29 protein-coding genes are annotated in these 25,502 nt (G+C 76.0%); 16 read left to right on the forward strand and 13 right to left on the reverse strand.

All coding sequences use genetic code 11. The features are described 5' to 3' along the window. Window positions 1–166: 166 nt before the first annotated feature. Window positions 167–1,672, forward strand: coding sequence for a hypothetical protein (locus tag KSE_RS00970; protein WP_014133373.1), 1,506 nt, complete (start codon window positions 167–169; stop codon window positions 1,670–1,672). On the opposite strand, the gene KSE_RS00975 is transcribed toward KSE_RS00970, so the two are convergent. Then, a complete protein-coding gene (locus KSE_RS00975) occupies window positions 1,653–2,774 on the reverse strand; it encodes an epoxide hydrolase family protein (protein WP_014133374.1) in 1,122 nt (373 codons plus the stop codon). The two genes, KSE_RS00970 and KSE_RS00975, sit on opposite strands and share 20 nt — an antisense overlap. A 123-nt stretch (window positions 2,775–2,897) precedes the next feature. On the opposite strand from KSE_RS00975, the gene KSE_RS00980 reads away from it, so the two are divergent. Together KSE_RS00980 and KSE_RS00985 are read left to right on the forward strand one after the other, a co-directional pair. Continuing rightward, window positions 2,898–3,419, forward strand: coding sequence for a MarR family winged helix-turn-helix transcriptional regulator (locus tag KSE_RS00980; RefSeq protein WP_014133375.1), 522 nt, complete (start codon window positions 2,898–2,900; stop codon window positions 3,417–3,419). 11 nt (window positions 3,420–3,430) lie between these two features. Then, window positions 3,431–3,982 carry a GNAT family N-acetyltransferase gene (locus tag KSE_RS00985; RefSeq protein ID WP_014133376.1) on the forward strand — a complete coding sequence of 184 codons (552 nt, stop codon included), beginning with the start codon at window positions 3,431–3,433 and terminating at the stop codon, window positions 3,980–3,982. A 34-nt stretch (window positions 3,983–4,016) separates the two neighbouring features. Here the strand turns inward: KSE_RS00985 and KSE_RS00990 are convergent, their stop codons facing one another. After that, on the reverse strand, window positions 4,017–4,658 hold the full coding sequence (locus KSE_RS00990; RefSeq protein ID WP_014133377.1) for a hypothetical protein: 642 nt from the start codon (window positions 4,656–4,658) through the stop codon (window positions 4,017–4,019). Between the two features lie 93 nt (window positions 4,659–4,751). Further along, window positions 4,752–5,435, reverse strand: a complete 684-nt coding sequence (locus KSE_RS00995; protein WP_014133378.1) for a macro domain-containing protein — start codon at window positions 5,433–5,435, stop codon at window positions 4,752–4,754. Window positions 5,436–5,575: 140 nt separating this feature from the next. Here KSE_RS00995 and KSE_RS01000 point away from each other — a divergent pair, with 140 nt between their 5' ends. After that, complete coding sequence (locus KSE_RS01000) at window positions 5,576–7,192, forward strand: ADP-ribosyltransferase domain-containing protein (RefSeq protein WP_033260069.1); 1,617 nt, start codon at window positions 5,576–5,578, stop codon at window positions 7,190–7,192. A gap of 297 nt (window positions 7,193–7,489) precedes the next feature. Beyond that, on the forward strand, window positions 7,490–8,266 hold the full coding sequence (locus KSE_RS01005) for a methyltransferase domain-containing protein (RefSeq protein ID WP_033260052.1): 777 nt from the start codon (window positions 7,490–7,492) through the stop codon (window positions 8,264–8,266). A gap of 68 nt (window positions 8,267–8,334) precedes the next feature. Here KSE_RS01005 and KSE_RS01010 read toward each other — a convergent pair whose 3' ends face one another. The 7 genes from KSE_RS01010 to KSE_RS01040 all read right to left on the reverse strand — a co-directional run bounded on the left by KSE_RS01010 (window position 8,335) and on the right by KSE_RS01040 (window position 13,017). Beyond that, complete coding sequence (locus KSE_RS01010) at window positions 8,335–9,465, reverse strand: serine hydrolase domain-containing protein (RefSeq protein ID WP_014133381.1); 1,131 nt, start codon at window positions 9,463–9,465, stop codon at window positions 8,335–8,337. Between the two features lie 26 nt (window positions 9,466–9,491). After that, window positions 9,492–10,022, reverse strand: a complete 531-nt coding sequence (locus KSE_RS45540; protein WP_014133382.1) for a Clp protease N-terminal domain-containing protein — start codon at window positions 10,020–10,022, stop codon at window positions 9,492–9,494. Then, window positions 10,019–10,255 (reverse strand): hypothetical protein, encoded by a 237-nt coding sequence (locus KSE_RS01020; protein ID WP_014133383.1) that lies wholly within the window; start codon window positions 10,253–10,255, stop codon window positions 10,019–10,021. Before KSE_RS01020 ends, KSE_RS45540 begins: the two co-directional genes overlap by 4 nt. 170 nt (window positions 10,256–10,425) lie before the next feature. After that, window positions 10,426–10,794, reverse strand: a complete 369-nt coding sequence (locus KSE_RS01025; RefSeq protein WP_014133384.1) for a winged helix-turn-helix domain-containing protein — start codon at window positions 10,792–10,794, stop codon at window positions 10,426–10,428. Continuing rightward, a complete protein-coding gene (locus KSE_RS01030) occupies window positions 10,791–11,531 on the reverse strand; it encodes a hypothetical protein (protein ID WP_148283043.1) in 741 nt (246 codons plus the stop codon). The genes KSE_RS01025 and KSE_RS01030 overlap by 4 nt, the downstream gene beginning before the upstream one ends. A 127-nt stretch (window positions 11,532–11,658) precedes the next feature. Then, window positions 11,659–12,060: a pyridoxamine 5'-phosphate oxidase family protein gene (locus KSE_RS01035; protein WP_014133386.1), complete on the reverse strand. Its 402-nt coding sequence runs from the start codon at window positions 12,058–12,060 to the stop codon at window positions 11,659–11,661. Between the two features lie 102 nt (window positions 12,061–12,162). Beyond that, window positions 12,163–13,017 carry an SDR family NAD(P)-dependent oxidoreductase gene (locus KSE_RS01040; protein WP_014133387.1) on the reverse strand — a complete coding sequence of 285 codons (855 nt, stop codon included), beginning with the start codon at window positions 13,015–13,017 and terminating at the stop codon, window positions 12,163–12,165. A gap of 420 nt (window positions 13,018–13,437) precedes the next feature. Here KSE_RS01040 and KSE_RS01045 point away from each other — a divergent pair, with 420 nt between their 5' ends. The 10 genes from KSE_RS01045 (at window position 13,438) to KSE_RS01090 (ending at window position 22,806) form a co-directional block, all read left to right on the forward strand. Then, entirely contained in the window at window positions 13,438–14,958 is a 1,521-nt protein-coding gene (locus KSE_RS01045; RefSeq protein ID WP_014133388.1) for a DUF2252 domain-containing protein, read from the forward strand. Window positions 14,959–15,156: 198 nt separating this feature from the next. Continuing rightward, complete coding sequence (locus KSE_RS42580) at window positions 15,157–16,188, forward strand: hypothetical protein (RefSeq protein WP_157850100.1); 1,032 nt, start codon at window positions 15,157–15,159, stop codon at window positions 16,186–16,188. Window positions 16,189–16,367: 179 nt separating this feature from the next. Next, on the forward strand, window positions 16,368–16,913 hold the full coding sequence (locus KSE_RS38000) for a hypothetical protein (protein ID WP_148283045.1): 546 nt from the start codon (window positions 16,368–16,370) through the stop codon (window positions 16,911–16,913). Between the two features lie 142 nt (window positions 16,914–17,055). Next, a complete protein-coding gene (locus KSE_RS01060; RefSeq protein WP_014133391.1) occupies window positions 17,056–17,592 on the forward strand; it encodes a GNAT family N-acetyltransferase in 537 nt (178 codons plus the stop codon). Window positions 17,593–17,807: 215 nt separating this feature from the next. Beyond that, complete coding sequence (locus KSE_RS01065; RefSeq protein WP_051055614.1) at window positions 17,808–18,617, forward strand: ATP-grasp domain-containing protein; 810 nt, start codon at window positions 17,808–17,810, stop codon at window positions 18,615–18,617. A gap of 117 nt (window positions 18,618–18,734) precedes the next feature. Further along, window positions 18,735–19,136 (forward strand): RidA family protein, encoded by a 402-nt coding sequence (locus tag KSE_RS01070; protein WP_014133393.1) that lies wholly within the window; start codon window positions 18,735–18,737, stop codon window positions 19,134–19,136. 180 nt (window positions 19,137–19,316) lie between these two features. Beyond that, window positions 19,317–20,564, forward strand: a complete 1,248-nt coding sequence (locus KSE_RS01075) for a cytochrome P450 (protein ID WP_014133394.1) — start codon at window positions 19,317–19,319, stop codon at window positions 20,562–20,564. Beyond that, complete coding sequence (locus KSE_RS01080) at window positions 20,561–20,797, forward strand: ferredoxin (RefSeq protein ID WP_014133395.1); 237 nt, start codon at window positions 20,561–20,563, stop codon at window positions 20,795–20,797. Before KSE_RS01075 ends, KSE_RS01080 begins: the two co-directional genes overlap by 4 nt. Window positions 20,798–20,932: 135 nt before the next feature. Continuing rightward, a complete protein-coding gene (locus KSE_RS01085) occupies window positions 20,933–21,382 on the forward strand; it encodes a VOC family protein (RefSeq protein WP_014133396.1) in 450 nt (149 codons plus the stop codon). A 158-nt stretch (window positions 21,383–21,540) separates the two neighbouring features. Further along, window positions 21,541–22,806: an acyl-CoA thioesterase/BAAT N-terminal domain-containing protein gene (locus KSE_RS01090; RefSeq protein WP_014133397.1), complete on the forward strand. Its 1,266-nt coding sequence runs from the start codon at window positions 21,541–21,543 to the stop codon at window positions 22,804–22,806. 7 nt (window positions 22,807–22,813) lie between these two features. Here the strand turns inward: KSE_RS01090 and KSE_RS01095 are convergent, their stop codons facing one another. Further along, window positions 22,814–23,362: a hypothetical protein gene (locus KSE_RS01095; protein WP_014133398.1), complete on the reverse strand. Its 549-nt coding sequence runs from the start codon at window positions 23,360–23,362 to the stop codon at window positions 22,814–22,816. 155 nt (window positions 23,363–23,517) lie between these two features. Next, window positions 23,518–23,919, reverse strand: coding sequence for a hypothetical protein (locus tag KSE_RS01100; RefSeq protein WP_014133399.1), 402 nt, complete (start codon window positions 23,917–23,919; stop codon window positions 23,518–23,520). Window positions 23,920–24,002: 83 nt separating this feature from the next. Here KSE_RS01100 and KSE_RS01105 point away from each other — a divergent pair, with 83 nt between their 5' ends. Continuing rightward, complete coding sequence (locus KSE_RS01105; RefSeq protein ID WP_014133400.1) at window positions 24,003–24,308, forward strand: hypothetical protein; 306 nt, start codon at window positions 24,003–24,005, stop codon at window positions 24,306–24,308. A 127-nt stretch (window positions 24,309–24,435) separates the two neighbouring features. Here the strand turns inward: KSE_RS01105 and KSE_RS01110 are convergent, their stop codons facing one another. Then, window positions 24,436–25,485: a LacI family DNA-binding transcriptional regulator gene (locus KSE_RS01110; protein ID WP_014133401.1), complete on the reverse strand. Its 1,050-nt coding sequence runs from the start codon at window positions 25,483–25,485 to the stop codon at window positions 24,436–24,438. Window positions 25,486–25,502: the final 17 nt, after the last annotated feature.

Raw genomic sequence — 25,502 nt, forward strand, 5'->3', positions numbered from 1 at the left:
GCCGCCGGTCCGCGCGGTGCGCCGGTCGCCGGCCCGCGCACCGCGCACCGCGCGGACCGCGTTCATCGAACATCCATCGCCGCGCGCGAGACTGTGCCGCCACCGCGCACCACGCCATGCCGTACCGCACCAGGCCGCGCCACGCCGAGCAGCGAAGGACTCCCCCGTGCCCGAGAAGCTGTCCCCCGAGCAGAGCCTGGTCGTCCAGGACATCGACGCCAAGATCACCAATCTGGTCGGCCGGCTGACCCCGGCCGTGGTGCGGTCGGTGCTCCCCGGCGCGCCCCCCGGCGGGGAGGCGGAGGTCGACATGACGCGCCGGTTCCGGGCCCTGGCCGGGCGGCTGACCGGCCTGGGCGACCAGGTGCGGACGGACGCCGGGCTGTCGACGGCGGTGGGGGCCAAGGTGTCCACCACCCAGGGGGAGAATCCGCGGCTGCTCGGGATGGAGCTGCAGCCGAGGCTGGTGGAGTCCGTCTCGTCCGGCTACGCGAACACCCTGAAGGTGCTGCACGAGCTCACCCACAGCCTCCAGGAGGGCGCGGTCTTCCCGGTCAAGGACTACGCCTACCGGACGGAGTGGGCCTGGGGCTACCTGACGCCCGCGCTGAGCGCCGTCAACGCGGACAGCTACGCCGAACTGGCGGCCCGGATCGCCGAGGACGAGGCGCAGCGGCCGGGCCGCTACGGCAAGTACGGCCCGCTGCCCGCCCAGCGCGAGTACCTGCGGGGCGAGGCCGGGCGGAGCGTCCTGGGGGCGGCGCTGGCCTGGGTCGACCTGGTGCTGAACCGGGCCTGGATCCGCGCCTTCGGCGCGTACGCGCACGCGCTCGTCGAGGTCGAGGACACCGAGCTGGAGCGGCGGAAGGCCGACTGGAAGGCGGACGCCGAGTTCAGGGCCCTGGTGGCCTTCGAGGAGCGGCTGGTCAGCGCGCAGATCGTCGATGCCAGGTTCTCGCGGTTCGGGACCAACCGGCTCGGCCTCACCGACCGGTGGGTGGTCGGGGAGATCGCGGAGCGCCTGACCGAGGCGAAGCAGCTGCTCTCCCGGCTGGTGGTGGTGCCGTTGACCACCGACGGCCGGCACGTCTCCCTGGACGCCTCCTCCGGGACGCTGCTGGTGTCGCGCGGCGTCGCCGCGGACACCCCGGTGCAGCTCGGCGAACGGATCCTGGAGGCGCTGCTGGCGGTCGTCGCCCCGAGCGGCCTCGTCGTGCCGAAGTACGCCACCCGGCTGCGCGACATCGTCGACTGGCTGCGGTACAACGACCGCCCGCAGGAGAAGGCGGCCCTGACGCCGCTGCTGGACGCCCTCGGCCGGCTGCCCGCCGTGGCCACCGCCCCCGGGCAGTGGGACGCCCTGGCGCAGGGCCTCCCGCGCGCCGTGCTGGCCGACATCGCCGTCCGCTGGCGGCTGGTCGCGACCCACGCCGCCGACGTCGCCCAGCTGCCCGAGCCGCAGCGGCAGCCGCTGCGGCGGCTGGACCTCGAACTGCTCAAGGACGTCGGCGCGGCGACCGTCGCCGCCGGGAAGCTGGCCGGCACGGCGGCCGAGCTGGACGCCCTGCTCGCGGCGGTGGACGCGGTCGCGGCGCGGGCCCTGCCGCACTTCGCGGACGACGCGCCGCACTACGAGCAGCTGCGCGGCAGGCTCAGGCCGCTGCGCCGGTAGCGGCGGCGGTGGCGGTGGCGGCGGGGCCGGGGAGCGCGGTGAAGAACTCCCGGACGTCGCGGGCGAACAGGTCGGGCACCTCCATCCCGGCGAAGTGCCCGCCCCGGTCGAACTCCGACCAGTGCCGGACGTCGAAGCGCCGCTCGGCGAGCGGACGCACCGCGCGGGTGATGTCGCGGGCGAAGACCGCGACGCCCAGCGGCACCGGGCAGGGGATGGCGCCGCGCGGGGTCTCCCGGGAGAGCCGGGCGGAGGAGGCGGCGGTGGCGGTCAGCCAGTACAGCGTGACGTCGGTCAGCAGGCGTTCGTCGTCGACGGGGGTGGCCGGGTCGGTCCAGTGCGCGAACCGTTCGGCGATCCAGGCGAGTTGGCCGACCGGGGAGTCGGTGAGCGCGTAGCCGAGGGTCTGCGGGGTGGTGGCCTGCAGCATCTGGTACGGGGGGCGGGCGGCCTGCAGCGCGCGGACCCCGTCGAGCCGGGCCTCGTCCTCGGCGGAGAGCGGGCCGGCCGCCGGATCGGGCGGCAGCGGCAGGTAGTTGACGTGGACGCCGACCACCCGGTCGGGGGCGTGCGCGCCGAGGGCGGTGGAGATGCCCGCGCCGAAGTCGCCGCCCTGCGCGCCGTAGCGCTCGTACCCGAGGCGGCGCATCAGCTCGGCCCAGGCCCGGGCGACCCGGGGGACGTCCCAGCCGCGCTCGCGGGTGGGGCCGGAGAAGCCGAAGCCGGGGATGGACGGGACCACCAGGTGGAAGTCGCGGCGCAGCGGTTCGAGGACGTCCAGGAACTCCAGGAACGAGCCGGGCCAGCCGTGGGTGAGGATCAGCGGGAGGGCGTCGGGGTCGTCGGCGCGCAGGTGCAGGAAGTGGATCCGCTGGCCGTCGATCTCGGTGGTGTACTGCGGGATCGCGTTGATCCCGGCCTCGTGGGCGCGCCAGTCGTAGCGGGTGCGCCAGTGCTCGGCGAGCTCGCGCAGGCGGGCCAGCGGGAAGCCGTAGTCCCAGCCGGCGCCGTCGATCTCGTTGGGCCAGCGGGTGCGGGCGAGGCGGTCGGCGAGGTCGTCGAGGTCGGCCTGCGGAACGTGGACGTGGAAGGGCTGGATCATCGGGTTCCCCCTGGGCGTGGCGTGCCTCAGTCGTTAGTGCGACAAACGTTCGTCGCACTAACGAAGGTAGACTGTTAGTGCGACTAACGCAATGCCCGGACCCGACCCCTGGAGACCCCGCCGATGAGCCCCACCCCCGCGGACGCCACCCCCGCGGACGCCACCCCCGAGCGGCTGCGCGCCATCCCCAGCCGCCTGCTCGCGGGCGCCGCCGCGGCCGCCGACCGGCTGGTGAACGAGCGGCTGGCCACCGCGGGCGCCCGCAAGTGGCACTTCGCGGTGCTGGTCGCCCTCGCCGAGACCGGCCCCGCCAGCCAGGCCGAGCTCAGCCGCCGCACCGGCGTCTACCGCAGCGACATGGTCGCCGTCCTCAACGAGCTCGCCGACGCCGGACACCTCGTCCGCGACCCCGACCCGGTCGACCGCCGCCGCAACGTCATCACCCTCACCCCCGCCGGCCGCGCCCACCTGCACCGGCTGGACGCCCTGGTCACCGCCGCCCAGCAGGACCTGCTCGCCCCGCTCGCCCCCGCCGAGCGGGCCGAACTCACCCGGCTGCTCGGCCTGCTGACCGCCCGCCACCGGCCCGCGCACGACGGGCACCGGCCGGAAAACCCCTGGCCGGGAGGCGGATCGGCGGCCTAGCATCCCGGCCCATGACCCCCGCGCGCACCACCCCTGCCGTCACGCTCACCCCGCTCGACACCGACGACGCCGAACTGCTGCACGGCTGGCTGGCCGACCCGGTGGCCGCGCACGAGCTGGGCTGGTGGCCGCGCCCGCTCTCGGCGCTGCGCGAGCGGATCGAGCGGGACATCGCGGACGGCGACGACGACGCCTTCCTGGTGCTGCGCCCGGACGGCGAACCGGTCGGCCTGGCCGAGCTGACCGGGCAGAGCCTGGCGGACGGCACCGCCGGCGTCCGGATCCTGACCGCCCCGGAGCACCGTGGCCGCGGCCACGGGCGCGCCGCGCTCGACGCGCTCACCGACCTCGCCTTCGGCGAACTCCCGTTCCACCGGCTCGCCGCCCGCCCGCACACCGGCAACGCCCCGGCCCTCGCCCTGCTGGAGCGGGCCGGCTTCACCCGCGAGGGCGTCGAGCGCGCCGCCTGTCGGCACCGGGGCCGCCACTACGACCTCGCGGTCCTCTCCCTGCTCCGCCCGGAGTGGGAGGCCCTGGAGCGGCCGCGCGCCTGGGAGCCGTGAGCGGCGCCCAGCCGGCCCGCCGGGTGGCCCGTCCCTACGGCCGACCGTACCGGTGGACCTGGCAGGGGGCGTGCGCGTACGGGGCCTTGAGGCCCTGGACGGGGCGGAGTTCGGCCTCCCAGTCGCCGGAGATGACGCCGCGGCGCAGGACGAAGAGCTGGTTGGCGCGGCGGCTCAGCATCGTGCGGTAGGAGGCGACGACGTCCTCGCCGTTGACGGCGAGTTCGGTGACGACGTCCTCCAGCAGGCAGCTGCCGCAGGTGGCGCCGGGGCGGTGGCGGTCGCGGGGGATGCCGGCTTCTTCCAGGCCCCAGACGGTGATGGTGCCGTCGGGGCCGACGCCGGCCAGGAAGGCCGGCGGGGAGGGGTCGGTGGTGCAGACCTCCAGCAGGCGGGCGCGGAACGCGGCGGGGTCGACCTCGCGGAGCGGCTGGTTCATCCGGCGGGCGGCGACCACCAGCAGGTGGGCGAGCAGGGTCGCGGCCAGGGTGACGCAGCCGGCGGCCAGCAGCCAGCCTGGTCCGTCGCCGAGGCCGAGGCCGATCGCGGCGCCCGACCAGAGCAGCGCGGAGAAGTAGTCGAGGAGGCGCTGCCCCTGCCGGGCGAGGATCCGCAGCGCGGACCACCCGGCGAGCACCGGCATGAACACCAGACTGACGGTCTGCCACACGCCCATGTCGGCCCCCTGGCTTCCGGGGGGACTCCCCCGGGTGAGGATGTCCGTTCCGGAGGCGGCCCAACCCCCTTGCGGGGCAGGCGGGTTCGGTGATCAGCGGCGGGCGGTGCGGCCGGTGCGGGCGGGGACGGCGAGGCGGACGGGGCGGTCGGCGGGGGCGGCGAGCAGGTCGGTCAGCTGGTCGGTGACGGTGCGGCGGAGTTCGTCGTCGTCGGTGAACTCGTGGTCCTGGAAGAGCGAGTGGCCGGTCCACATCAGGTTGGCGCAGACCTGGGCGGGGACCTGGCCGGTCTGCGCGCCGAGGCCGACCAGGGCGACCGAGGCGATGCTGCCGGGGGTGGCGGCGTTCTGCCGGTGGACGGCCTGGAAGGCGGCGGCGCAGGCGAGGGCGACGTTGAGGGTCTGGCTGACGTCCTGGGCGGAGGCGCGCATGGTGGGGGTGGAGATCAGGAAGCGCGGGACGGCGGCGCCGGAGGGCACGCAGACGGCGCTGCCGACCTCCAGTTCGCCGCCGTGGCCGTCCCGGATGGCGCGCTGGACGCGCAGTTGGATGCCGGCGCCGAGGTGGCGCCTGACCACCGCGTCGAGGCCGCCGTCCATCCGGCCGCGGGAGTTGGTGGGGCTGACCCAGGCGTCGGCGTCGACGTCGAGGATCGAGCCGGTGCGGATCTCGACGCCCGGGGTGCCGGCGAACGCGGTGCGCCAGGCGGCCACCACCTCGGCGTTGAGGTCGGTGAGCACCACGCGCAGCGGCTTCGGGGCGTGCTTGGCGGTCATGGGTGGGGGCTCCGTTCGGCCGGGGCTGGCTGGTCGGTCCCGACGCTAGCGGCGGGCACCGACAGTGCCGGTCTGACGGTCTGTCGGTGGCGGTGCCTACCGTGGATCACCAGTTCGCCCCCGACCGCTTGGAGTCCGCCATGACCGATGCCCCCTCGTCCGCCGTCGCCGCGGCCGACCCGCTGGCGCTCGCCGAACTGTTCGGCGGCGGTGGCGAGTCGTGGCTGCCGGTGCTGGGCCCGGTGATCGCGGCCCGGCCGGACGCGGCGGCGTTCATCGGTCCGGGCCGGCCGCAGGACGTCGTGCCGGTGCGGGAGTTGACGTTCCAGGCGCTGAAGCCGAACCCGCCGGGCAAGTGGAAGGTGGTGGTGTTCGGGCAGAACCCGTACCCGCGGCCGGAGAGCGCGACCGGCATCGCGATGTTCGACAACACCTTCCACGACTGGAAGGACAGCCAGTTCGGCCGGGTGGTGAGCATCCGCTGCCTCATCAAGGCGGCGGCGATGTGGAAGTACGGGATCCCGAAGAAGACCCCGATCGCCGACCTGCGGGCGCTGCTGGCGCAGCACGGCACGGTGCAGCCGCCGGAGTGGTTCCAGGCGATGCTGACCCAGGGCGTGCTGCTGCTGAACGCGGCGCTGACGGCGAGCGGCGACGGTTCGACGTCCCCGGCCGCGCACACCGCGTTCTGGAAGCCGGTGGCGGAGCGGATCGTCGAGGAGGTGCTGCGGGCCAAGCAGGACGGGCCGGAGGAGGACCGCGGCGTGGTGTTCGCCTGGTGGGGGGCGCACGCGCGGTCGCTGAAGTCGCTGGTCCAGCGGTTGGAGAAGAAGTACCCGGACGTGCGGGTGCGGCACCTCGACCACGCCAACCCGGCGGCGCAGGGCGACGTCTTCTGCGACGGCGAGCACTTCGCGACCGTGAACGCGGCCCTGGAGGGCCTGGGCGCCGACCCGGTGGACTGGCTGCCCAGCGCGGGCTGGCAGGCCGCGGCGGCGGCCGAGGGCCGCACCGACGCGGGCACCGCCTCCCGGATGGGCGCGTTCATCGCCTCCACCATGGAGCTGCACCAGCTGTACCTGGAGCGGCTCGCCTCGGTGAAGGACGAGGGCCTCGAACTCCCGCCGGTCACCGGCGTGTTCGACCTGGAGCGGGTCGGCTTCCGGGAGGCGGTGGAGCCGGTCGCCGCACTGCTGCGCGGCCTGGAGCGGCACGTCGGCTCGGCGCACGAGTTCGGCAAGCGGCACGCGGACGCCCCGGCGGGCGGCGTGCTGGACGCCGAGGCGGTGGCGGCGCTGCACCTGTACACCTGCGAGTCGGCGTTCTACCGGGAGCTGAACGCGGCGCTGCGCCACCCGGACCGGGCCCGGCTGACCCCCTACCTGCCGTACCTGCGGCTGCTGTTCGACGCGGTGGGCCGGCTGCCGGTGCGCCCGGAGCCGCTCTGGCGGGGCGTGGCGCTGGACCTGCGGGCGCAGTACCCGCTGGGTCGGACGGTGACCTGGTGGGGCGTCTCCTCGTGCACCTCGCGCCCGGCGGTGGCCCGCTCGTTCCTGGGTGGCCGGGGCCGGCGGACGCTGTTCGAGGTGCGACCGGCCCGGGCGGTGGGCATCCAGGAGTTCTCCGCGTTCACCGGCGAGGAGGAGTACATCCTGCTGCCGGGCACCCGGCTGACCGTGACGGACGTGGTCGCCGAGCGCGGCGGGCTGTGCACGGTGACGCTCACCGAGTCGGCGGACGGGCCGCTGGTGTCCTGAGGCGGTGGCGGCGGCCCGGTCCGCGCCGGCCTCGGGGTACGCTGCGGGCGACGCCGACGCCGGCTCCGGCAGTGGGGGCAGGACGGCGAGGACGTCGGTGGTTCCTGTTGGTTCGTCGGCGGAGCGCGTCCTGCCGGACGGGGTGCGCCGTCGCGCCGGGGTTTCCGCGCCGGGCGGGCGGGTCGGCCGGGCGGCGAGCGGGAGTGCGCCGCCGGGCCCGGCGTACGCCCCTTGTCGTGCCCCCGGGATATGCCGGGATCTTCCCTGCCGGGGTGCCGGTTTGGTTGACTGCCGGTCATGACCTCCCGTGTGTTCGAGTCCGTGCCGCCCGATCCGATCGCCTACCTGGACCGGCTGGCCGTCTCCGAACTCGGCCGGGAGTACAAGTCGGTGATGCTGGCGGCGCTGGCGGTCGAGCCCGGGCAGACGGTGGTCGACCTGGGCTGCGGGCCGGGCACCGACCTGCCGGCGCTGGCCGCCGCGACCGGCCCGGCGGGCAGCGTGCTGGGCGTGGACCACGACCGGGAGGCGGTGGACGCGGCCGCCGAGCGGACCGCGCACCTGCCGGGGGTGGACGTCCGGCTGGGCGACCTGCACGAACTGCCGCTGGCGGACGGCGGTTGCGACCGGGCCAGGACCGACCGGGTGCTGCAGCACGTCGCCGACCCGGCGCTGGCGCTGCGCGAGGCGCGCCGGGTGCTGCGGCCGGGCGGCCTGCTGGTGCTGGGCGAGCCGGACTGGGGCACGCTGACCGTCGACCACCCGGACGGCGCGCTGACCGCCGCGTACACCCGGTACGTCACCGACCAGGCGGTGCGCAACGCCCGGATCGGCAGCCAACTCCCGCGGCTGGCCGCCGAGGCGGGCCTGGAGGTGCTGGACGTGCACCCGCTCACCCCGGTCTTCCGCGAGGTCGCCGGCGCGGACCGGGTGCTGGGCCTGCAACGGGTCACCCACCGCGCGGTGGCGGCCGGCTACTTCTCCCCCGCCGACGCCGACCGCTGGCTGACCCACCTGGCCACCGGCCCCTTCCTGGCGGCCGTGACCTTCCACGTGGTGACGGCCCGGGCCTGAGGCGGGCGGCGGGCCGGTCGGCGGGCGGTCGGCCGGTCGGCGGGTGGCGGCCCTGTCCGCGAGGGCCGTCAGTCGGCGAGCGCCGTTTCGAGCAGCTCGGTGAACAGGCCGATCGGATCGGCCCAGCCGCTCGCCGGGTCGGTCCAGTCGGCGTTGGTGTTGACGGCGAGCAGGCGGCTGCCGTCGGGGGTGGCGAAGGCGTACGTCCAGGAGCCGATGGTGGCGCCGCCCATGCCCCAGCGGGTCCCGGTGCCGCCGGGCAGCGGGAGCGCGCAGACGCCGAGGCCGTAGGCGGCGCCCGGGAGCCAGTCCCGGGTGGGGACGGTGAGCAGCAGGTCGCGCTGCCGGTCGGGCGGCAGGAGGCGGCCGGCGAGCAGCGCGGCGAGGAAGCGGTTCAGGTCGCCGACGGTGGAGACCATGTCGCCGGAGGCCCAGAACGGGGCGGGGTCGAGCGTGGTGGCGTCCAGGACGGGCGCGTCCGGGTCGGTGCGGAACAGCTTGGTGTAGTGGCGGGCGTGCGGTGCGGGCAGGCCGTGGTCGGCGGCGGACGGCAGGCGGGTGCCGGTGAGGCCGAGCGGGCGGCTGATCCGCCGGTCGACCTCGGCGGCCAGGGTGCGGCCGGTGACGTGCTCGACCAGCAGGCCGGCCAGGACGTAGTTGGTGTTCGAGTACGCCCAGCCTGCGCCCGGGGCGAAGGCGCGCGGCCGGGCGGCGGCGACCCGCAGCAGCGTCGCGGGCGGGTGGGTGGCGTGGGCGTTCAGCGCGGCCGGGTCGTCGGTGTGGCTGGGGACGCCGCTGGTGTGGTTCAGCAGCTCCCGGACGGTCGCCCCGGCCGCCGACTCGACTCCGGGGCAAGGGAGTTGGGCGGCCAGCGGATCGTCCAGGCCGATCCGGCCCTCGGCGGCGAGTTGCAGGACGACGGTGGCGACGAAGGGCTTGGTGATGCTGCCGATCCGGAACCGGTCCGCGATCGTGCGCTCCCGGCCGGTGGCGGTGTCGGCGACTCCGGCGGCGGCCCGCCAGACCTGTCCGCACTCCCGGACCTCGACCACCACGCCGGGGACGCCGCCCCGGGTGACGGCCCGGTCGAGGAGCCGCCGGAGTTCCGGCCGGCCGGCGCTGTCGGCGCTGTCGGCGCTGTCGGTGCTGTCGGCGCGGTCGGCGTTGTCGGCGCTGTCGGCGCTGTCGGCGTGCTGCACGGTGTCGTCCCCCTGTTCGGATGCGGTCAGGCGTGCCGGCGGTCGGCGGCCGCCCGGGCCCGCCCGGCCAGGCGTTCGCGGTCGACGCCGGACAGCGCGAGGGCGCGCGGCACGGTGCCGACCTCGGCGGCCAGGATGCCGGACAGCAGGTGGGCGGAGGTCTGGTCCTTCTTGCGGGCCGCGCCGAAGCTCCGTTCGAGCGCGAGCCGGGTGGAGGCGCCCAGCCGGGGCCGCTCGGTGCCGGGGCTGGGCGGGGGCAGCCGGTCGGTGTCCGGGGAGACGCCGACGGCGCGCAGGCTGTGCGCGAACTCCCGGTCCAGCGCGGCCCGCACGGCGTCGCGGTCGAGTCCGGCGGCGGCCAGCACCCGGCGGGCGGCGTCGTCGTCATCGGACAGGTCGTCGAACGCGGTGGCGGGCGCGCCGTCGAACGCGGTGGTGGGCGCGGCGGCGAGGGCGAGCAGCAGGTGGTGGGCGTCGACGGTGGCCGACCCGTCCGACCGCGCCTCGTCCGCGGCCCGGTCCAGGAGCGCTTGCAGGTACCGGTCGAACGCGCTCATTCGCCGCGCCTCCTCAGCGTGACGCCGCCCGCGATCAGCCGCTTGGCGTGCTTCTTGTGGACGGCCTGCCGGGTGACGCCGAGCGCCTCGGAGACCTGCGGCCAGCTCCAGCCGGCCCGCATCGCCTGTTCGACGGCGGCGTCCTCCAGCCGGTCGGCGAGTCGGCGCAGGGCGGCGACGGCGGCCAGGCTGTCGGCCGGGTCCGGTGGGAGCGGGGTGTCGGCGGGCGGCATGTGAGCAACTTAGGTTGACTATCGGCGGCTGGTCAACCCCCGTTGCCTCCCCGGGCGCACCGCCCGCCCGGGGCGCCGGGCACGTTCGCCTGGCGGCGGGCCCGGGACAGCGAACGGCGGGACGGGCGGGGGCGGGCGGTCCGGCGGGGGCCAGGGGGTGCCGGCGGGGGTCAGGGGCTGCCGACCGCGTCCTCGATCTGCCGGATCAGGCGTTTGAGCTGGGCGACCTCGTCGCGCAGGGCCTGTTCGCCGGCCGGGGTGAGGGTGACCCAGGTGCGGGGGCGGCGGCCCTCGTAGCCCTTCTCGATGGCGACCAGGCCGGCCTTCTCCAGGACGGTGAGGTGCTGGCCGAGGTTGCCGGCGGTCAGGTCGAGGGTGGTGCGCAGGAAGCCGAACTCGGCCCGGCGGGCCTGGTGGGCGACGGTGAGGATGCCGAGCCGGACGCGCTGGTGGACGGTGTCGTCGAGGGCCTTGGCGGGGTGCTCGTCCGGTGCGGTCGCTTCGGCCGCGGCCTCGGCTGCGGCCTCGGCCGGGGTCACGCGTCCGCCTGCGGGCGGGTGCGGTGGGCGGCGCGGGCGAACAGCAGCGCGCCGGCCAGCAGGTAGAGCCCGGAGACGCCGTACCGGGCCAGGCCGGACCAGGGCCCGGCGGCCGCGCCCCACCAGCCGAAGGTGACGGGCAGCAGTTCGAGCAGCAGGTAGCCGAGGGCGAACAGGGCCAGCGGCCCGTTCCGTTCGATCCGGGCCAGCACCAGCAGCGGCACGCCGATCGCGGCGGCGCCGCCGAGGAAGTGCTGGAGCAGCAGGGTGCCGGTCGCGTTCGCGGTGAACTGCAGGCCCCAGAGCCGCAGGTCGGCGCCGGGGGCGGGCTGGCCGGCCCCCCACCAGGCGGTGGCGGCGAGCGCGGCGACGGCCGCGACCCCGGCCAGCGCGTACGGGCGGACGGGGCTGCCGACCCCGCGCTGCCGGGAGCGGCGCAGGTACCACCAGGCGGTGGCGGCGTACGCGGCGAGCAGGCCGACCGTCCAGTACGCGGGCGAGCCCTGGTGCATCGCGGTGCAGGTCTCGCCGGGGGCGGCCGGGGCGCCGGGGCAGGGCACGTCCTGCTGCCGGAAGGTCAGCCGGCCGACGACGACCGCGCCCAGGGTGAGCAGGCCGAACAGCAGCAGCGGGATCCACGCGTCGCGCTGGGCGGCCCGCACCCGCCTGGTCAACTCGCCGAGGCCGGAAAGGACTTCACGAGGGGTGCCGGGCAGCGGCACCGAGGCGTCTGTCATGCAGTCAGCTTTGCATCACAGACCAGTTGCCACAAGAGAGTTGTCGGAGCAAGGGCATGCGAAAGGGGCGGGTGCCCCGGGCACCCGCCCCTGACCTGCTGTTCCTTCCGCTCTACCCGGCGAGCCGTCAGGCCCGGCCGAGGGCGCGGAGCACGGTGATCTCGATCACCACCCGCTCGGGGTTCTCCCGGGGCTGCCGGTAGCGCTCGGCGTAGCGCCGCTCGGCGTCCGCGACCGAGGCGGCGTCCTGCCGGATCACCGCCCGCCCCTCCAGGGTGGCCCACCGGGCCCGGTCGACCTGGCAGAGCGCGACCCGCTGCCCCGCCTCGCCGGCGGCGAGCACGTTGCGGACCTTGCGGCTCTCCCGGCTGCTGATCACCCGGGCGATGCCGGTCTCCGGGTCGAAGGTCGCCCCGACCGGGACGACGTGCGGAGTGCCGTCGGGGCGCAGCGTGGTGAGGGTGCACAGCTGGTACTCGCGCCAGAACGCGAGGTAGGCCGGGTCGAGGTGGTGGATGTCGTGTGCCATGGCCGCATGCTAACGCCGCGTCGGGCGGCCTTCGCCCGACGCGGCGCCGCACCGGGCGAAGGCCGCTCGGTGGTGGTCCGGTGGTGGTCCGGTCCCGGAGGGTCAGGACGCGGCGAGCCAGGACGAGGTGAGGCCCTGGACGACGGCGCCGTCGGCGTCGGCGAGCTTGGCGGCGACGAAGGCGGTGGCGGCCTCGGAGGTCTGCAGGCGGAACGGGACCTGCTCGGCGGTCAGCGCGTGCACGATCGTCTCGGCGGCTCCGGCGGAGCTCTGCGCGTCCTCGAAGGCGGCGAAGGTGGTGGCGAGGTAGCCCTTCAGGGCGGGCTCGTACGGTCCGGCGGCGGCCAGCAGGGCGGGCACGTCGAGCTGCAGGTTGGCGACGAACTCGCTGGCCACCGCGCCGGGTTCGACGACCGCGACGGTGACGCCGGTGGCGGCCGCGACCGGCGCGAGCGACTCCAGGAAGCCCTCCAGGGCGAACTTCGAGGCGCAGTACGCCTCGTTGAACGGCTGGCCGATCACGCCGCCGACGCTGCTGACCGCGATCAGCCGGCCACCGGACGCCCGCAGGTGCGGCAGGGCCACCCGGGTGAGCTCGACCACGCCGAGGAAGTTCACCTCCAGCGCCTGGCGGAACAGCTCGGTGCCGGCCTGCTCGACCGTGCCGACCGCGCCCGCACCGGCGTTGTGCACCACCGCGTCCAACCGGCCGTACTCGGCGAGCACTTCGTCGACGGCGACGGCGATCGAGGCCGGGTCGGTGACGTCGAGCTGCTTCACCTTGACGAGTTCGGCGACGCCGGCCGCCTCGGCGGCCGCGAGCAGCGGGCCCGCCTTCGCGGTGTCGCGCAGGGTGGCGACCACCCGCAGGCCCGCCGAGGCGGCGGCGACCGCGGCGGCCAGGCCGATGCCGGACGAGGTGCCGGTGATCAGGACGGTGGGGGCGGCGTTGCTCACTGCGGGGACCTCCGGGGACGCGTGGCCGGTCGCGCGCGGGCGGCGCCCGGAAGCGGGCAGGGACGGGCGCGGACCACCGCCGGCCTGCTGCCGGCGACCTGGGAAACCCTAGTCCGGATGGGCCGTCCCGAACGGATTTTCGGCCAGGCCGAAACATTGCGACAGGGCTGTGAACAGCGTGTTTTCTCCGGCTACCGGTCGCCGACCGGCGCCGGTCCGCCGCTTCTCCCTTCTCCTCTCTCCCCGGACATCCGCCGGGTGCCCGGCCACCGCTCGGCCACCACCCGGGCGCTGCCCGGCCACTGCCCGGACGCCGCGCGGACACCGGTCGGATCCGCCCCGGGCGCCTCCGCGAAAGCCGGGCCCGGTAGCGTCACCGCTGGTGGGGGTGGCCCCCGCCGTGGTCGGAGGGAGCAGCGGGTGTCGGCGGTCGAGGTCTGGGCGGATGGTCCGGAGACGGCGGGGGCGGCTGAACTTCTGCCACTGTCAAGGGAGTTCGCGGTCGACGGGTTCGCCGGGGACGCGGCCGCGGCCCCGGCCCGCCCGTCGGTGGCGCTGCTGGAGCTGGAGGGGCTCGCACTCGCGGACAGCCCGAAGCGGCGCGGCAAGCTGCTGCGCGAGCGGGTGCCGCTCGAGTCGCACGAGCGGCTGGTGCTCTCGGCGTCCCGCCCGGAGGTGGTCGCGGCGGTGGAGGCGGCGAACGCGGGCCGACTGCCGCACCTGGTGCCGCTGCGGGTCGGCCGGATGGCGGCCTCGCCGTTCGCGTTCCTGCGCGGCTCGGCCGGCCTGATGGCGCACGACCTGGCGACCACCCCGGTCAGCGGTGTCGCGGCGCAGCTGTGCGGGGACGCGCACGCCGCCAACTTCGGCCTGTACGGCGACGCGAGGGGCCGGCTGGCGCTGGACCTGAACGACTTCGACGAGACCGTCTCGGGCCCGTGGGAGTGGGACCTGAAGCGGCTGGCGGCCAGCCTGGTACTGGCGGGCCGGCAGGCCGGCGCGGACGAAACGGCCTGCCGCCAGGCGGCGTTCGACGCGGTGGCGACGTACCGGCGGACGGTCCGGCAGTTGGCGAAGCTCCCGGCGCTGGACGCCTGGAACGCCTGGGACGCCATCGCGGACCACCAGTTGGTGGAGTTCGCGGGCGCGCACGAGCTGAGCGGGCTGCTGGCGGCGGTCTCGGCGAAGGCACTGCGCAACACCGGGGCGAAGTTCGCGGCGCGCTCCACCGTCCGCACCGAGGACGAGGGTTGGCGCTTCGTCGCCGCTCCGCCGATCCTCAGTGAGATGACGGACCGTCAGGCCGAGCTGGTGGCTGGCTCGTTGTCGTCCTACCGGCACACCGTCCCGACGGAGCTGCACCCGCTGCTGGCCCGCTTCCGGGTGCAGGACGTGGCGTTCCGGGTGGTCGGCACCGGCAGCGTCGGCACCCGCTCGTACGTGGTGCTGCTGACCGACCGCAAGGGCGGGCCGCTGGTGCTGCAGGTGAAGGAGGCCCGGCCCTCGGTGCTGCTGCCGCACCTGGTGCGGGCCGGGTTCCCGGTGCCGGCCGAGGGCGAGCACGAGGGGCGCCGGGTGGTGCTCGGGCAGAAGCGCATGCAGGTGGTCTCCGATCCGCTGATGGGCTGGACGAGCGTCGCCGGACTCCCTTACCAGGTACGGCAGTTCCGCAACCGCAAGGGCAGCGTCGACCCGGCCGCGCTGACCCCCGCGCAGCTCGACGACTACGGGCGGCTGACCGGCGCGCTGCTCGCCCGCGCGCACGCCCACACCGCGGACGCGGCGCTGATCGCCGGCTACTGCGGCAAGGACGAGCGGCTGGACGACGCGATCGCCCGGTTCGCGGTCGCGTACGCCGACCAGTCGGAGGCCGACCACGCGGCACTGGTCACCGCGGTCCGCACCGGCCGGCTCGCCGCGGAGCCCGCGCCGGGCGCCTGAAGCCCGCACCCGACCTGGCTTGACCTGACCGGACTGCCGGAACGGAACCGCAACCGTCCTGGTTGCGGTTCCGTCTCCATTCCCGTGCGCCGTCGCGCCGAACACCGCGACGCTGCCACATTGGTGGTCGAACTCAGCAGCTCGAACGGGAGATTGACGATGGTCTCGGGGGACGGAACCGCTTCGGCGGCGGCGGTCGTGGCCGACGCACTGGTGCAGCAGCGGGAGGACGGGACCGCAGGTCCGGCCGCTCCCGCTCCCGTGCCGGATGCGGAGGCACTGGCACGCGTCCGGCACGAGCTGCAGCGCCTGCCGCGCTGGCGGCAGGCGCTGGCGGACGCCGAGGCGGCGCCGCAGGACGCGGCGGTCCGGGCGGCGCTGGTCGAGGCCGTCGACGAGGTGCTCACCTTCAACTCGGCGCTGGCGCAGTCGCTCGGGCTCGACCTGGAGACGGCCCAGGCCACCACCCCGGCAACGGCAACGGCTTTCGAGAAGGCGCCCGCCGCTCCCCCGGCCCCGCCGACCGCCCCGCAGGACGCCGTACCGGGCCCGCCGCCCGTCCCGTCCGCACCGCCCGCGCCGCCGTCGGCTCCGCCCGCTCCCGCGTTCGCTCCCCCGCTCCCGCCGGCCGGGCCGGTCGAACCGGCGGTGGCGCTGGCGGCCAAGCGGAAGCGGATCGTCCTGGGCGTGGGGGCGGCCGTGGTGGCGGGGGGCCTGGTCGCGCTGGGCAGTTACCTGTTCGGCGGGGGGAGCGCGCCGAGCCTGCCGAAGTCGGTGGAGGGCGACGCGTTGCGGAACAGCTCCGCGAAGGGCGACTTCCCTGACTGGGAGGACATGAACAGCAGCATGACCGAGGTCGGCGCGCGGAACCTCCAGGGCGCCACGTACGGCGTGGTCCCGAAGACGTCGAGCAGTTCTTCGTCCAGCAAGCGGGATCCGCGCTGGAACGTGGTCATCGGCACGTCCAGCCCGGACTTCCGGCGCAAACTGGCGCAGTTGGCCGCGCGTTCGGACTCCGGCAGCGCCCCGCACGTGGTCAAGTCCTCGCTGGACGGCACGCTGTACTGCGACTCCTACGACCCGGACGACAGCCCGACGGAGCGCGCCAGGGAGACCATCACCTGCGTCTGGGCGGACGACGATTACATGATCGTCGTCGCGGGCACCGGCGTGGACGAGAACCTGGTGCCCCGGGTCCTGGAGCGCGTCCACGGCAACAGCGAGCACTGACCCCGTCGGCCGGGGACACCCGGCTGGCGGACCACGGCGAGGGATCGGCGATGACAGCACACGACGGGGAACAGCCCCTGGCACCCACGACGGCGCCGACGGCCCCGCCGGAACCGTCGGAACCGCCGCCCGGGGACGGGCGCGGGCATCGGCGCGGGCGAGCCGTCGGCGCCGTCGTGGTGGCGGGCGGACTGGCCCTGCTGCTGGGCGGCTGCCTGCCCGGCGGTGCCGACGACGGGAAGGACCCCGCCGGGCAGCACCCGCCGCGACTGCCGAAGAGCGTGGAGGGCGCGGCGCTCCGGGCGAGCTCCGACAACGGCAGCGGCGGCCCCACCGCGTGGCGGGGGGCGCTCGGCGAGGCGGCCGCGAAGGGCGCGCAGGACCTGCACCTGGCCGCGTACGGGGCGCTCGACGGCACGTCCGGTCCGGAGGGGTTCGACGGCGACGGCCGGGCCCCGAAGTGGTTCGTGCAGATCGCCGGCGCCGACGACCCGGCGCTCCGCAAGTACGTGACGGGCGACGGCCTGGACCGGGTCTCCAGCTCGCTGCCCGGCACGATGGGCTGCCGGACGGAGGAGGCGGCGGCCGCGGGCACCGCCCCGACCCGGACCGCGTTCTGCGTCTGGGCGGGCGAGCGGTACGTGATCCTGGTCTCCGGCCGGGACGTCCCGGCCGACCTCCCGGCCCGGGTGATCGAACGGATCCACGCCGGGACCGAGAGCTGACGCCTCGTCAATTAGTGTTTGAGAAGGCGAATTCGGCTACTCGCGGCCCGGCTTCCCGCCGCCGGGTGCCGTGGCGGCGGGCGCGGCTCGCCGCCACGGCGGCGATCACGGCACGCCCGCTCCCGTCCCGCACAATGGGGTGATGCGCATTCGTGAGGCCCGGATCGGGGAACTGCCGCTGCTCCAGGAGATCGAGCGGGCGGCCGGACACCGCTTCCGCGAAGTCGGGATGGAGCTGATCGCGGACGACGAGCCGCTGTCCGTCGAGGAGTTGACCCCGTTCGTGACAGCGGGCCTGGCCTGGGTCTCGGTGGACGACGCAGCAGACGGCGACGCGGCCGAGCACGGCGCCGACCGGCCGGTCGCCTACCTGATCGCGGCCCGGATCGACGGCGCGCTGCACGTCGAGCAGGTCTCGGTGCACCCCTCGTACGCCCGCCGGGGTGTCGGGCGCGCCCTGCTGGAGCACCTGGCCGGGGTGGCCGCCGCCGAGGGCGTGGGCGCGCTGACCCTGACCACCTTCACCGAAGTGCCGTGGAACGCCCCGTACTACGCCCGCTGCGGCTTCCGCCCGGTGCCGGAGGCCGACCTGGGGCCGGGCCTGCGCGAGGTCCGCGCCCACGAGGCGGCGCTCGGCCTGGACCGCTGGCCGCGCCTGGCGATGCGCCGCGCGCTCTGATGCGGCCGTCCGACCGCCGTCCGACCGCAGGGCCGCCGCGAGACCGCTCCGGGCCCGGGGGGGGTGACCGAGCAGCGGGGCCGCGTGCCGCTGGATCGGCCGGGGCCGGATCGACGACGGCACCGGCACCGGCCCCCAGCCGGATCGCACGGGCTGCCACCACCGTCCGGAAATACCATGGTCTGACCCGCCCACGACGGGGCATGATCGCGGGCATGGCCACCGATTCCGCCCTCAGCAGCGCCATCCTGCTGCTCGCTCCCCGGGTCAACGAGACCGGTCTCCGACTGCGCACCGCCGCCGGCCGGCGCGGCCTGCGGGCGCACACGGCGGTGTCCTGGCGGACGCCGCGCGAGCTGGTGGGCGAGCGGGTGCACCTGTACGGGGGGCCGCTGTTCGCGGACGCGGTCGGGCGGGAGCTGGGGGTCGGCCCGGTCGAGCCGGGGAACGGCTGGCTGACCGCGTTGCCGCGCGAAGTGACCGGCCGCCGGGTCGAGTTGACGACACTCGCGCAGGCGCGCAGGCTGCGCGGCCGGGCGTTCGTGAAGCCCCCGGCGGACAAGCACTTCGCCGCCCGGGTGTATCCGGACGGCGCCGCGCTGCCCGGGCCCGAACTGCTGGACGGCGACACGGCGGTGCTGGTCAGCGAGCCGGTGAGGTTCGCCGTCGAGTACCGGCTGTTCGTCCTGGACGGCGTCGTCCGGGCCGCCTCCCGCTACGCGGTGAACGGTGAACTCGCGGTCGCCGTACCGGAGTCGGATGCACCGGAGCTGCTGGCCTTCGCCGCCGACGTGCTGTCCGCCGCCACCGGCCCGGCCGCGCTGCCGAGCGCGGTGGTGGTCGATCTCGGTCGCAGCGACCGGGGTTGGGCGGTCGTCGAGGCCAACGCGGCCTGGGCGAGCGGCGGTTACGCCTGCGACTCGGACGCCGTCCTGGAGGTGGTGCTGCGCGCGGCCGGCCCGCTGGCCGAACTCCCGCCCGCCGACCGGCCGTTCCTCCGCCCGCTGCCGACCGTCACCGACTGAGGACCGCCGCCGCCGGCCGGGGGCGGCCGGGGAAGTCCCGTCCGCCCGGGGGAAATCCGGTCCGCCCGAGGGGAAACCTCGGTGCGGCCGGGGCCGTGGTGGGCGAGGATGGCTGCCATGAGCTCTCATCTCACGCACATCACCGAGCCGCCGGGCGTCGCTCCGGGCACCGGCTACACCCAGGTGGTCACCGGGGCGGGCCGGTTGGTCCAGGTCTCCGGGCAGGTCGCCTTCGACGAGCGGGGCGAACTGGTCGGCGCGGGCGACCCGGAGGCGCAGGCCCGGCAGGTGTTCGAGAACCTGCGGCGCTGCCTGGCGGCCGGCGGGGCGGACTTCTCGGACGTGGTGAAGTTCACCGTCTTCGTCACCGACATCGCCTTCCTGCCCGCCGTCCGCAAGGCGCGCGACGCGTACGTGGACACCGCGCGGCTGCCGGCGAGTTCGGCCGTCCAGGTGGCCGCGCTGTTCCGGCCGGACGTGCTGATCGAGATCGAGGCGCTGGCCATCACCGCGGCCTGACCCGGACCGCCCGCCACCCGCACCAACGCCCGCCGATCGAACGCCAGTTGGATCGAATCGGCGGGTCGGCCGGTGGCTGGTTTGGGTGCTACTCGCGGGCGGGGTCGGCCGCTTACGGTCGGGGGTGGGGGCTGCCGCCCGGCAGCCCCCCGTACCGCAGGTGTCTTGCCAGGAGGACGGATGACCACCGACGCGACCACCGGGACCACCACGGACGCGGCCGCCGGGACGACCACCGGGGCCCCCGCCGCGCAGCCGCTGGTGCCGCTGCACTGCCTGCTGCGGGCCGAGGCCGGGCCGCCCCGGCTGGCCGCGCTGCCGACCGGGACGCCGGTCTGGGTGCTGACCCGGCACGCGGACGTCCGGCAGGCGCTCGCCCACCCGGACCTGGGCCGGGCCGCGCTGTACGCGCCGGACGCGCCGCCGACCGTGCTGACGCCGAACATCCTGGACGACCCGTCCTCGATCCTGAACAGCGACGGGCCCGCGCACCAGGCGATCCGCCGCACCGTGCAGCGCGCTTTCACGCCACGCGCGATCGAGCGCTGGCGGCCCTGGGTGGACGGGGTGGTGCGGGAGCTGGTCGGCGACCTGGTCGCGGCGGGCCCGCCGGTCGACGCGGTCGAGGCGCTCACCAAGCCGCTGCCGGTGCGGGTGATCAGCCGGCTGATGGAGCTGGAGGGCCTGGACACCGACCGGCTCGGCTACTGGAGCGACCACGCGCTGTCCACCACGGCGTACAGCGCCGAGGAGATCGGGGCGGCGATCCGCGAGTTCGGCGAGTTCGGGTACCGGCTGGTGCAGCGGCGGCGGAAGGACCCGGGCGACGACCTGGTCAGCTCGCTGGTGCGGGCCGCCGACCAGACCGGCGGCATGACGGAGGAGCAGATCACCTCGCTCACCATCGGACTGGTGATCGCCGGGCACGAGACCACCATGACCAGTTTCGGCAACGCCCTGGTCTACCTGCTGGACGAGCAGCACGCCGGGGCGTGGCGGCGGATCGGCGAGGACCTCTCGGCGGCGACGGCGGCGACCGAGCAGATCCTGCGCACCATCCCGCTCGGCGACCGCACCACCGCGCCGGGCCAGCTCCGCCGGGCCACCGCCGACCTGGAGATCGGCGGGGTGACCATCCCGGCAGGCGCGATCATCGCGGCCGACAGCACCGCCGCCAACGCCGACCCGGAGGTCTACCCGCCGGGCCCGCTCGACCTGTTCGCGCCGCTCGGCACCCCCTCGCTGACCTTCGGCGCAGGTCCGCACCACTGCCTGGGCGCCTGGCTGGCCCGAATGGAGCTCGAACTCGGCCTGCACCACCTCGCCCGCGCCCTGCCCGAGCTGCGCCTGGCCACCCCCGCCGACCGGCTGGAGTGGCGCACCGGCCTGCTCACCCGCAGCCCGCTGCGGCTGGAGGTGGCCTGGTGAGCGACGCCCCCCGGCTGCTGGTCGCGGTCGACCGGGCCCGCTGCATCGGCAGCGGCCTGTGCGCCCGCACCGCCCCCGCCGACCTCGTCCTCGGCCCCGACGGCCGCTCCGCGCCCGCCCGTCCGGACAGCGAGCCGTCCGAGGAGCTGACCGAGGCGGCGGAGATGTGCCCGGTCGAGGCCATCACCGTCCGCGACGCCGCCACCGGGGAACTGGTCGCCCCCGTCTGGTGACACCGCCCACGCGACACCGCCCACGCGACACCGCCGGGCGCCGCTGCTCGGTGACACCGCCGGGCCCGCCCCCGGCTACGCTCCGTTCCGTCCCCCGGTGTTCGGGCCGGGGGACGGAACGGAGAGGCGCCGCACGTGTCCACCCACACCCCCACCCCCGTCCCCCCTGACGACCGACCGGGCCGCGCCCCGCGCGGATCGCTGCACCACGTCGAGCTCTGGGTGCCCGACTTCGAGCGGGCGCTCGGCTCGCTCGGCTGGCTGCTGGAGGCGCTCGGCCACACCGTCTCGCAGCGCTGGGAGGGCGGCCGCAGCTGGCGGCTCGGGCCGACGTACCTCGTCCTGGAGCAGTCACCGGCCCTCAGCGCCGACCGGCACGACCGCCACCGCCCCGGCCTGAACCACCTGGCCTTCCACGTCGAGAGCGCCGCGGCGGTCGAGGAGCTGGCCGCCGAGGCGGTCCGGCACGGCTGGCGCCTGCTCTTCGCCGACCGGCACCCGCACGCCGGGGGCGAGCGGCACTACGCGGCCTACCTGGAGAACGGTGACGGCTTCGAGGTGGAACTGGTCGCCGCCGAGCACTGACCCCGGGCCCCGGCCCCGGGCTTCGCCCCCACCCCACCCCCGGGCCCCGCCCCGGACGCGCCCCCTGGCCCTGCCCCCTGGCGCCGTCACGGCCGCACGGCCCTGGACATCCGCCCCCCGGGGCGGTGCACTGGAGGCTCCTGGAGAGGGGCGGGGCCATGGGGGGACGGATCGGGGCCCGAGCGGGCGCCGCGGCGGCGGCGCTCGCGCTGCTCGGGACGGGGGCGACCGGCTGCGCGCACGCCCCGGAGGCCCCGCCCGTGATCGAGGTGGACGCGCCGACGGCCCTCGCCGACCAGGCGGTGCACGTCCGGATCGGCGGACTGCGGCCCGGCGAGGAGGTCACCGTCGGCACGCGGGCGCTGGACGACCAGGGCCGCGTCTGGAGCGGGCGGGCGGTCCTCCGGGCGGACGGCGGCGGGCTGGTGGCGCTGGACACCGCCGTCCCGCGCTCCGGCAGCTACCAGGAGGCGGACGGGATGGGCCTGTTCTGGTCGATGGCCCCGGCGGACGGCGACCCGGAGCGGCTGTCCTTCACCCCGCCGCTCTCGGCGGACCACGCCTACCGCCTCACGCTCACCGCCTCGGCGCCCGGCCGCCGGTCCGCGGACCTGGTGCTGACCCGCCAGTGGTACGGCCCGGGCGTGACCGGCCGGGTGCTGCTCCCGGAGGCGGACGGCGTCTCCGGCATGCTGTTCCTCCCCGCGCCCGGCACCCCGCGCCGCCCGGCGGTGCTGCTCTTCGGCGGCTCGGAGGGCGGCAACGGCCTGGCGAGCACCGCCGCCCTGCTCGCCTCGCACGGCTACCCGGCCCTGGCCCTGGGCTACTTCGGGCTGCCCGGCCTCCCGGACGGCCTGAAGGACGTCCCGCTGGAGTACTTCGCCGGCGCGGCCCGCCTGCTGGCCGCCCAGCCGGGCACCGATCCCGGCCACCTGCTGGCGCTGGGCTACTCGCGCGGCAGCGAGGCGGCCCTGCTGCTGGCCGAGGACTACCCCGACCTCGTCCACGGCGCGATCGTCTACGCCCCGTCGGCCCAGGTCAACCCGGGTTTCCCGTACGGCGGCGCGGCCTGGACGAAGGACGGCCGGGCCGTCCCGCCCGGCCCGGTACCGCTGGACCGGGTCAGCGGCCCCGTGCTGGCCCTGGCCGGCGCCGACGACCAGCTGTGGCGCTCGCCCGACTGGGCCCGGCAGATCGCCCGGGAGCTGGACGACGCCCACAACCCGTACCCGCACCGGGCGCTGGTCTTCCCCGGCTCCGGCCACGGCGTCGGCACCTACCCGTACGTGCCGGAGGGCACCCGGCCGGTCCAGCCGGTCTCCGGCCAGCCGCTCCAGCTCGGCGGCACCCGCGCGGGCGACGCCGCCGCCAGGGCCGCCGGCTGGCCCGAGGTGCTGGCGCTGCTCGCCTCGCTCGACGGCTGAGCACCGCTCACCCGTGGCGGCGCGCCTCCAGGACGACGGCCGTGCCGCCGACCGGGCGGCCCTCGTGCATGGTGACGACCTGTCCGGGGCGCAGCCCGCGCCAGCGTTCGGGGCTCAGCGGGGCCAGGCGGACGGTGGCGAGCTCGCCCGGCCCCAGGGCGGGCCGGCCCTCCACCCAGAGGGCGGCGACGGCGAGGTCCGGCCCGCCCTCGGGCGTCCGGTCGCCGATGTCCCACAGCGGGCGCAGCACCCCGGCCCCGTCGAAGGCCGTCCCGCGCCGCCCCTCCCCGGCCGGCGGGAGGGCCAGCTCGGCCCGGACCACGAGGTCACTCCGGGCCTCGCCGTGGCGCCACCGGCACCAGGCAGCGCTGCGGGGGAGGTACAACTGCTCTGCGGCGGTGGTGAGTTCACCCCAGACCGCAGCCGGGAGCGGCCGGCCGCCGCCCGCCTCCTCCAGCAGCGCCAGCCCGGTCTCCCAGTCGTCGCCGTGGGCCAGCAGGTCGTAGGCCCCGGCGGTCGGCAGGCCCGCGCGCTCCAGTACGTCGAGAACGTCCACACCCCGATGATCGCCGACCCCCGCCGCCGCGCCGCGCCCGGGTCCGGAAGGCTCCGTCCCGAACTGGTCAGATGGCGGTTTACCACTCGGCGGCCATCGGGAACGCCTCCGTGCGAGCCGCCCTAAATGATCATCAGACAATCGCTCTCCATTCGTCACCAAACCACCTTGCCTTGCGCCGATGACCTGCGAAAACATCTCCACCGTCGATCGTATGCACGGATTGTTGCGCGGAGGATGCCGGTGTCGATTTCGAAGTTCCGGGGCTGGACGGCCGGAGTCGCCCTGGCGGCCCTGACGGGCTGCTCGGGCGGCCCCGCCGCCGAAGGCGACCGGCCGGCCCCCGCCTCGCCGACCGACTCCGACAGCGGGGCCGCGCCGGGGGCGCCGGGGGCGGCGGAGCTGGAGGCGCTGATGGCGGCGCGGACGGCGCCGTTCTCCGCCACGCTGACCGCGCGGATCTCGGACAGCGACTCAGACGCGAGGATCAACGGCACCGTCACCCTGGCGGACGTGCAGACGGGTTCGCTGTCCACCACCTCGCTGGACGACGGCACGCTCTCCATCGTGGCCCTGACCCTGACCCGCGAGGCCGCGTACCTCCGCCCGCACCAGCGGCCGGTGGGTGCGGACGAAGCGGGTGGCCGATCCGGTACCGGACCACCGGCCGCTGGTGCGGGCACTGTTGGCGGCCGCCCCGGCCTCCTACCGGGGAACGGAGCGGCTGCGGACCAGGAGCGGCGGCCAGGCCCACCGCGTCTCCGGGCGGCTGACCGAGCACGCCGTCGCCGACTGCGCGACGGACCTGCTCGTCGACACCGCCGGCCGGCTCGCGGAGCTCGAAGTGGACTGCGCCGCCTTCGGCGACGGCTACCGGTTCAAGTCGACGCTGACCCTGGGCGAGTACGGCCCCGCCACCAAGCAGGAACCGCCCTCCGACAGCTGAGGCGCCGCCGCAAGCCGTCCCTCCGCACCGCGCCCACACTCGCCCGCGCCCGCCTCCGACCGCCTGCACCCGCCCCTGACCGCCACCGACCGCCACCGACCGCCACCGGGACGGCCTGGGCGGCCGGTCAGGCGGAGCGGCGTTCGACCAGGGTGGGTTCGAACAGGACGGTGGTCGCGGCGCGGCCGGGGCGGGCCAGGTGGTCGAGCAGGACGCGGGTCATCTCGGCGGCCATCTCCTCGACCGGCTGGCGGACGGTGGTGAGGTGCGGGCGGCCGGCCGTCGCGGCGGAGGAGTCGTCGAAGCCGATCACGGCGACGTCCTCGGGGACGCGGCGGTGGTGTTCGGCGAGGACGGCGAGGGCGCCCTGGGCCATCAGGTCGTTGGCGGCGAAGACGCCGTCCAGGTCGGGGTAGCGGCGGAGCAGCGAGGCCATCGCGCGCTCGCCGTCCTCGCGGGTGAAGTCGCCTTCGACGTGCGGGAGTTGGTGGATGCCCCGGTCGGCCATCGCCTCCCGGAAGCCGGACAGCCGGTCGCGGGCGGCGCGGACGCCGAGCGGGCCGGAGATCGCGGCGACCCGGTGGCGGCCGCGGGCGGTGAGGTGGTCGGCGGCGATCCGGCCGCCCTCGCGGTTGTCGAGGTCGACGCAGGAGAGCGAGAGCGGCGTCGGGGGGCGGCCGAACAGGACGGTGGGGATGCCGGCGGCGAGCAGTTGGGCGGGCAGCGGGTCGCGGCTGTGGGTGGAGACGACCATCGCGCCGTCGGCGTTGCCCTGCCGCAGGTAGGTGAGGGCCTTGTCGCGGGCTTCGGCGCTGTCGGCGAGCATCAGCACGGGGTGCAGGTCGAGCGGGCGCAGGCCGGTGAAGACGCCGCTGACGACGCGTCCGAAGAACGGGTCGGCGAAGATCTCGCCGCCGACGTGGTGGTCGGGGGTCTCGGGGGCGTCGCTGCCGGAGATGACCAGGGCGAGGGCGCCGGTGCGGCGGGTGACCAGCGAGCGGGCGGCGCTGTTGGGGACGTAGCCGGTGCGGCTGATGGCTTGGCGGACGGCTTCCTGGATGGCGGGGTCGACGTTCCGGACGCCGTTGATGACGCGGGAGACGGTGGCCCGGGAGACGCCCGCGACCCGCGCCACGTCCTCCAGGGTGCTGGCGCGCTTGAGGGCTTCGCTGCTCATGTGGCCCTTTATAGCAC

Source organism: Kitasatospora setae KM-6054 (assembly GCF_000269985.1).
Lineage (GTDB): Bacteria > Actinomycetota > Actinomycetes > Streptomycetales > Streptomycetaceae > Kitasatospora > Kitasatospora setae.

Bases quoted from the DNA above. Each gene is read 5' to 3' on its own strand.
- KSE_RS00980 (WP_014133375.1), top strand. From the start codon at position 2,898: ATGAGCCCCACCCCCGCGGACGCCACCCCCGCGGACGCCACCCCCGAG.
- KSE_RS45540 (WP_014133382.1), bottom strand. From the start codon at position 10,022: ATGAGCGCGTTCGACCGGTACCTGCAAGCGCTCCTGGACCGGGCCGCG.
- KSE_RS01065 (WP_051055614.1), top strand. From the start codon at position 17,808: ATGGCCACCGATTCCGCCCTCAGCAGCGCCATCCTGCTGCTCGCTCCC.
- KSE_RS01030 (WP_148283043.1), bottom strand. From the start codon at position 11,531: ATGACAGACGCCTCGGTGCCGCTGCCCGGCACCCCTCGTGAAGTCCTT.
- KSE_RS01075 (WP_014133394.1), top strand. From the start codon at position 19,317: ATGACCACCGACGCGACCACCGGGACCACCACGGACGCGGCCGCCGGG.
- KSE_RS00985 (WP_014133376.1), top strand. From the start codon at position 3,431: ATGACCCCCGCGCGCACCACCCCTGCCGTCACGCTCACCCCGCTCGAC.
- KSE_RS00990 (WP_014133377.1), bottom strand. From the start codon at position 4,658: ATGGGCGTGTGGCAGACCGTCAGTCTGGTGTTCATGCCGGTGCTCGCC.
- KSE_RS00975 (WP_014133374.1), bottom strand. From the start codon at position 2,774: ATGATCCAGCCCTTCCACGTCCACGTTCCGCAGGCCGACCTCGACGAC.
- KSE_RS01060 (WP_014133391.1), top strand. From the start codon at position 17,056: ATGCGCATTCGTGAGGCCCGGATCGGGGAACTGCCGCTGCTCCAGGAG.
- KSE_RS01035 (WP_014133386.1), bottom strand. From the start codon at position 12,060: ATGGCACACGACATCCACCACCTCGACCCGGCCTACCTCGCGTTCTGG.
- KSE_RS01090 (WP_014133397.1), top strand. From the start codon at position 21,541: ATGGGGGGACGGATCGGGGCCCGAGCGGGCGCCGCGGCGGCGGCGCTC.
- KSE_RS01000 (WP_033260069.1), top strand. From the start codon at position 5,576: ATGACCGATGCCCCCTCGTCCGCCGTCGCCGCGGCCGACCCGCTGGCG.
- KSE_RS01070 (WP_014133393.1), top strand. From the start codon at position 18,735: ATGAGCTCTCATCTCACGCACATCACCGAGCCGCCGGGCGTCGCTCCG.
- KSE_RS00995 (WP_014133378.1), bottom strand. From the start codon at position 5,435: ATGACCGCCAAGCACGCCCCGAAGCCGCTGCGCGTGGTGCTCACCGAC.
- KSE_RS01110 (WP_014133401.1), bottom strand. From the start codon at position 25,485: ATGAGCAGCGAAGCCCTCAAGCGCGCCAGCACCCTGGAGGACGTGGCG.
- KSE_RS01020 (WP_014133383.1), bottom strand. From the start codon at position 10,255: ATGCCGCCCGCCGACACCCCGCTCCCACCGGACCCGGCCGACAGCCTG.
- KSE_RS01005 (WP_033260052.1), top strand. From the start codon at position 7,490: ATGACCTCCCGTGTGTTCGAGTCCGTGCCGCCCGATCCGATCGCCTAC.